Below are 6,078 nucleotides of genomic sequence, written 5' to 3' on the forward strand. Positions count from 1 at the left end.
ATAATAGGTTTATAACATGAGTCTAAAGGGAGGAGTATACAATGACAATTGTAAATGCAACATCACCTATAAAAAATTTTGTTAATGGTAAATGGGTTTCTGCTAAAGGGAAAAATGTAGCCGAGGTACATAACCCAGCAAATAGCGAAAAAATTGCGACTGTGCCTCTTTCGACAAAAGAAGATGTTGATCAAGCAGTGAAGTCTGCAAAGGTAGCATTTCAAACATGGAAAAATGTTCCTGTACCTAAACGTGCCAGGCTTTTATTTAAATACCACCATCTGTTAATGGAAAATCATAAGGAATTAGCAAAATTAATTGTTTTAGAGAACGGAAAAGCATTTAATGAAGCATATGGTGAGGTGCAACGTGGAATTGAATGTGTTGAATTCGCAACAGGTGCTCCAAGTCTTATAATGGGGGAATCACTTTCTAACATAGCAGAAGAAATAGACTCAGAGATGTTTCGGTATCCTCTTGGAGTTGTTGGAGGAATTTCACCATTTAACTTTCCGATGATGGTCCCACTTTGGATGTTTCCTCTAGCGATAGCATGTGGAAACACTTTTGTTTTAAAACCTTCAGAGAGAACACCTTTGTTAGCAAATAGGTTAGTAGAGCTGTTTACAGAAGCTGGTGCTCCTCCTGGAGTATTAAATATCGTTCATGGTTCTCATGAGGTCGTAAATGGAATGCTACAACATCCAGATATTTCGGCTATATCATTTGTAGGGTCACAGCCTGTTGCGAAATATGTTTACGAACAAGCTGCTATGAATGGGAAAAGAGTTCAAGCCTTATCTGGTGCGAAAAATCATCATATTGTTATGAGTGATGCAAACATAGACAAAGCAGTACAACACATTATTGGATCCGCCTTCGGAAGTGCGGGACAACGTTGTATGGCATGTAGTGCAGTTGTCATTATTGGAGAAGGGCAAGAGTTTGTATCAAAACTAAAACAAAAGGCTGATGAATTAATCCTTGGTAATGGACTGGATGAAGAAGTTCTTTTAACACCAATTATTAGAGCTTCGCATCGTGAAAAGGTTCTTTCGTATATTGAATTAAGCATTGAAGAGGGAGCGAAATTAATACGAGATGGAAGAACGGAAATAGATAACAAAAAAGAAGGCTATTTCTTAGGTGCTACTATTTTTGATGGGGTGACACCTGATATGACCATCGCAAAAGAAGAAATTTTTGCACCTGTATTAAGTTTACTTCATGCGGAAAGCTTAGATGAAGCCTTAGAGTACTTACGGCAATCGAGATATGGTAATGGCGCAACGATTTATACAAAGGATGCAAAGGCAATTCGGCAATTTCGAGAGGAAGCTGACGCAGGTATGTTAGGAATTAATGTTGGTGTTCCGGCAACAATGGCATTCTTTCCTTTTTCTGGTTGGAAAGATTCTTTTTATGGTGACCTTCATGTTAATGGGAAGGATGGAGTAAATTTTTATACACGAAAAAAGATGATAACATCGCGATTTGATTTTTAAAGCTACTTAACTCAAGTGATGCTGTTAGCCATTTAGTTAAGGCTAAGCATATTAAGGGTCGCGTAAATGAAGGCCAACAGAAAAGATAGCCTTCAAGAATAGTAGGAGGAGTGTATATGAATTCCATTAACATGGCAAAAGATGATCTTAAATCAAAAGATGAAAAATATGTTTGGCACTCAATGAAGCCATATCAGCCTGATGCAACAATGATTGTAAAAGAAGCAAATGGTGCGTGGATTACAGATATCAATGGAAAAAAATATTTAGATGCAATGGCAGGCTTATGGTGTGTAAATATCGGTCATGGGAGAGAGGAATTAGCAGAAGCTGCATATGAGCAATTAAAAAAATTAGCATATTTTCCGCTAACGCATAGTCATACTCCAGCTATTGAACTTTCTGAAAAATTAAATTCATTGCTTGGCGGGGATTATGTTATCTTCTTTTCGAATAGTGGATCTGAAGCAAATGAAGTAGCCTTCAAAATTGCTCGACAATATCATCAACAAACAGGAGAACATAATCGTTTCAAGATCATTTCAAGATATCGAGCATATCATGGAAACACTGCGGGGGCATTAGCTGCAACTGGTCAGGCACAACGTAAGTATCGATACGAACCATTGGCCCCTGGTTTTATTCATGTTCCACCACCTGATTCCTATAGAAAACCAGAGGACCCATCGTGTCCCCCTCGGGAGTTACCTTCCGTACAAACCATTGAACAGGTGATGACATGGGAATTGAATGAAACGGTTGCAGCGGTCATTATGGAACCAGTTATTACTGGAGGTGGCATTTTAATGCCTCCTGAACAGTACATGAGAGGTGTAAAAGAGGTATGTGAAGAAAGTGGTGCCCTCTTAATTGTTGATGAAGTTATTTGTGGTTTTGGCCGAACGGGTGAGGCTTTTGGATTTCAGAACTATGGTGTACAGCCTGATATCATCACCATGGCAAAGGGAATCACCAGTGCTTATCTACCTTTATCTGCAACGGCTGTTAAAAAAGAGATTTACGAAGCATTTAGAGGAACGGATGAATATGATTATCTTCGGCACGTAAATACATTTGGGGGGAACCCAGCCGCTTGCGCATTAGCATTAAAAAATCTCGAAATTATGGAAAGAGAAAAGCTTTTTTCCCGTTCAAAGGAAATAGGAACAAATACGTTAAGCGCTTTGAAGACAAAACTGCAACACCATCCACTAGTAGGAGATATAAGAGGGAAAGGATTATTAATTGGGATAGAGCTTATTTCTGATAAAAGCACTAAAACACCGCTTGAAGTTTCTTATGTGAATCAGGTAATCTCAGGATGTAAAGAAAAAGGACTTATCGTAGGTAAAAATGGAGCAACCGTAGCTGGCTATAATAATGTTCTAACCTTGTCTCCACCACTAAGTATAGAATTAGAGGATGTTCAATTTATGATTGAAACAATTGTTGAGGAAATAAATAAATTGCACGTATAAAATATGAAGGAGGACAGACTCGGTAATAGTAGTCTGTCTTTTTTTATTTTAAGATAAATGATTTGCAAGATTAGGTTATTGCTATTAGTAAAAAACTAGACCTTATCAGAAATTTTACAGATCGTTTTAGGCGAAGAAACCGTGTTAGATTATATAACACGGTCATTGCATGAACCTTTTATCCCATTTATACTTTGTTATAACAAAAGCATTCAATTTTTCAACTCCATAAAGGTTCTCTATGAATTTGAGAACGAAAAAGCTGCCTAGGGTTCCGTTGGATTTACCAAGCTGGTCCGAGAGGGAGCGTATAGAAATAACCTGTTTCTATATACACGGAAGGACAAAAGCCTGGGAGACGACCTCTCCAAGGCTTTTTATTTTTCCTCTTATTATAATTTGAAAATTCCCAATATTTAATAAATTAATAGGAAAGGAGATCTGAAGTATTTATAGCTCTACCAAAATAAAAAGAACAGGAGTGAGAAGCATGAAAAAACAATTTAACATACTTTTGTCAGTATTGTTTGTCTTTTTATTAGCAGCTTGCGGAAATTCAAGTGAAGAGGCAAGTGGAAGTAGCTCTAAAAGTGAACCAATAAAAATTGGGTTCAGTGCATTACCTAGCTGGTACTTATGGCATCTAGTCGAAGAAAAAGGATTCTTTGAAAAACATGGAGTTGAGGTTGAATTAGTTTATTTTCCGGTTTATGCTGATTCCTTATCTGCCTTAAACACTGGAGAAATTGATGGAAACAGCCAAGCGCTTATTGACACTATTGCCCCACTTGAAAACGGTATTGAACTTAAATCAGTTTTTATAACAGATAACTCAAACGGTGGAGATGGCCTAGTAGCAACAAAGGATATTCAATCTGTTGAAGATTTAAAAGGTAAGAAAGTTGGAACAGAAATTGGTACGATTGAGCATTTCTTTATGTTAACAGCACTTGAAATGGCTGGCTTAAAGGAATCTGATGTGAATTTTACTAACCTTACTGTTCAAGATGCAGGGACAACATTTATTGCTGGAAATTTAGATGCAGCTGGATTATGGGAGCCATTCCTTAGTACTGCTGAATCAGAAGGAAATGGACATAAATTAATTACCTCAGCAGAATTCCCGGGTCTTATTGCAGATCTCTTTGTAGTTCGCAAGGAAATCGCAGAAAACCGTCAAGAAGATCTTGAAAAAATAACTGCTGCTTGGTTTGAAGCAGTAAACTATTATTCAGAAAATGAAGAAGAATCACTTGAAATTATTGCTGAAGCCGCCGGTATTACGGTTGATGAACTTGCTATTGGAATGGAAGGGTTTGAATTATTCACACCTGAGCAAAACGTTGCTGCTTTTGAAAAGTCAGATAGCTATAAATCTATTGAATATACGGCCGAGGAAAATGCAAAATTTCTTCAAAAATTAGAGTTTATAAAAGAGATTCCAGATATGACATTATTACTTGACTCTAGTTTTATTGAAAATAGTCATGAGTAGAACCGGAAAGAGGTGACAAACATGGAGGCTGCAAAAAAGAAAGGTTACTTGAGAACATTATTTCAAATTCATGAGGAAATTCCGAAGTCTTGGTATTTAGTCGGAATAGGATCCGCATTTATAGGACTTTTTCTAATTTGGTATCTATTGAGCATAATGGGGGTTGTAAAGGAAGTGTTTTTACCTTCACCATTTGTCGTGATTGAATCACTCTTTACGTCCCTTGCTGATTCTGATTTTTGGAATCAAATAGGCATTAGTGTTTACCGTGTTTTTATGGGATTTTTATTAGCTTGTATCATAGGTATTCCACTAGGAATTTTTGCTGGGACGTTTAAAATCGCAGAATCGATTGTTGTACCTATGTCTGAATTTATCCGGTATATGCCGGCAGCAGCATTTATTCCACTTATTATGGTATGGGCTGGGATCGGTGAAACTGCAAAAATTCTTGTTATTTTTATAGGATGTTTCTTCCAATTGTTGCTAATGGTAGCCGAAGACACTAGCAGAGTGAATAAAGATTTGTTATCCGCATCTTACACATTAGGAGCAAAACGAGGTCAGGTCATTTCGAAAGTGATCATACCAGTGATTTTACCAAAGTTAATGGTAACAATGCGTCTTATTATGGGATGGGCTTGGACGTACTTAGTTGTAGCAGAGCTTGTAGCAGCAAACAGTGGCCTTGGATATACGATTATGAAGGCACAGCGTTTTTTAGATACAGAGTTAATTTTTGTTGGAATTATTGTTATTGGATTATTAGGTTTAGTTATTGATCGTTGCTTTGCACTTTTAACGAAAAAATTATTCCCTTGGGCAGAAGGAGGACAATAGAATGTTAAATGCAGTAAAACAAGCAGAGCCACTTCTACAATCGGAATTAGAGATTAGTATAAACGGACTATCAAAGGTGTATCAAACAAAAGCAGGAAGCTTTCAAGCACTAGAAGATGTGTCAATGTATGTGAAAAATGAGGAGTTTGTTTCCATACTAGGTCCTTCTGGTTGTGGTAAATCTACAATTCTACGGATATTAGCAGGATTAGAAGATTCTACGAGTGGAAGTGTAAAGGTTTCAGATCAAGAAGTAGTAGGACCTAGTGTAAACAGGGGTATGGTGTTTCAATCTTACACACTATTTCCATGGTTAAATGTTCGTGACAATATTGAATTTGGTCTAAAACTAAAGGGAATGGGTTCAAAAGAACGAAAGGAAATTTCTGATCGGTATTTGGAATTAGTAGGTCTTGAGCGGTTTGCTGAATCATATGGAAAAGAACTTTCGGGAGGTATGAAGCAAAGGGTGGCAATTGCTAGATCATTAGCTAATAATCCAGAGGTTTTGTTAATGGATGAGCCGTTTGGTGCACTCGACGCACAAACAAAGCAATCGATGCAGCAGTTATTGCTTGATATTTGGAAAAAGGAAAAGACCACAATTGTTTTTATTACACATGATATTGATGAAGCTATTTTCTTATCGCAACGAATTTACGTAATGCAAGCAAGACCAGGGAAAATTATCGAGGAAATTGACGCAGACCTTCACCTGTTTCAAGATGGTGACTTGGTGGAAGTTGATCAATTTATGAAG

At 37.2% G+C, this 6,078-nt stretch carries 5 protein-coding genes and 1 riboswitch; all 5 genes read left to right on the forward strand.

The window, feature by feature from the left end; all coding sequences use genetic code 11:
• The first annotated feature begins 41 nt into the window (after positions 1 to 41).
• Positions 42 to 1,505 (forward strand): CoA-acylating methylmalonate-semialdehyde dehydrogenase, encoded by a 1,464-nt coding sequence (locus ACEWK1_RS16255; RefSeq protein WP_121660933.1) that lies wholly within the window; start codon positions 42 to 44, stop codon positions 1,503 to 1,505.
• A 116-nt stretch (positions 1,506 to 1,621) separates the two neighbouring features.
• Positions 1,622 to 2,983, forward strand: coding sequence for an aspartate aminotransferase family protein (locus ACEWK1_RS16260; RefSeq protein ID WP_121660934.1), 1,362 nt, complete (start codon positions 1,622 to 1,624; stop codon positions 2,981 to 2,983).
• A 255-nt stretch (positions 2,984 to 3,238) separates the two neighbouring features.
• Positions 3,239 to 3,343, forward strand: a riboswitch (guanidine-I (ykkC/yxkD leader).
• A gap of 130 nt (positions 3,344 to 3,473) precedes the next feature.
• Positions 3,474 to 4,478, forward strand: coding sequence for an ABC transporter substrate-binding protein (locus ACEWK1_RS16265; RefSeq protein WP_416636470.1), 1,005 nt, complete (start codon positions 3,474 to 3,476; stop codon positions 4,476 to 4,478).
• 21 nt (positions 4,479 to 4,499) lie between these two features.
• Entirely contained in the window at positions 4,500 to 5,318 is an 819-nt protein-coding gene (locus tag ACEWK1_RS16270; protein WP_416636471.1) for an ABC transporter permease, read from the forward strand.
• Position 5,319: 1 nt separating this feature from the next.
• On the forward strand, positions 5,320 to 6,078 hold a 759-nt coding region (locus ACEWK1_RS16275), incomplete at its 3' end, for an ABC transporter ATP-binding protein (RefSeq protein WP_416636472.1).

This window comes from Metabacillus sp. YM-086, from assembly GCF_048059995.1.
GTDB classification, from domain to species: Bacteria; Bacillota; Bacilli; order Bacillales; family Bacillaceae; genus Metabacillus; species Metabacillus litoralis_B.

What these genes read in the sequence shown, in the direction of transcription:
- ACEWK1_RS16255 (WP_121660933.1), top strand. Translation starts at nt 42, where the DNA reads ATGACAATTGTAAATGCAACATCACCTATAAAAAATTTTGTTAATGGT.
- ACEWK1_RS16265 (WP_416636470.1), top strand. Translation starts at nt 3,474, where the DNA reads ATGAAAAAACAATTTAACATACTTTTGTCAGTATTGTTTGTCTTTTTA.
- ACEWK1_RS16260 (WP_121660934.1), top strand. Translation starts at nt 1,622, where the DNA reads ATGAATTCCATTAACATGGCAAAAGATGATCTTAAATCAAAAGATGAA.
- ACEWK1_RS16270 (WP_416636471.1), top strand. Translation starts at nt 4,500, where the DNA reads ATGGAGGCTGCAAAAAAGAAAGGTTACTTGAGAACATTATTTCAAATT.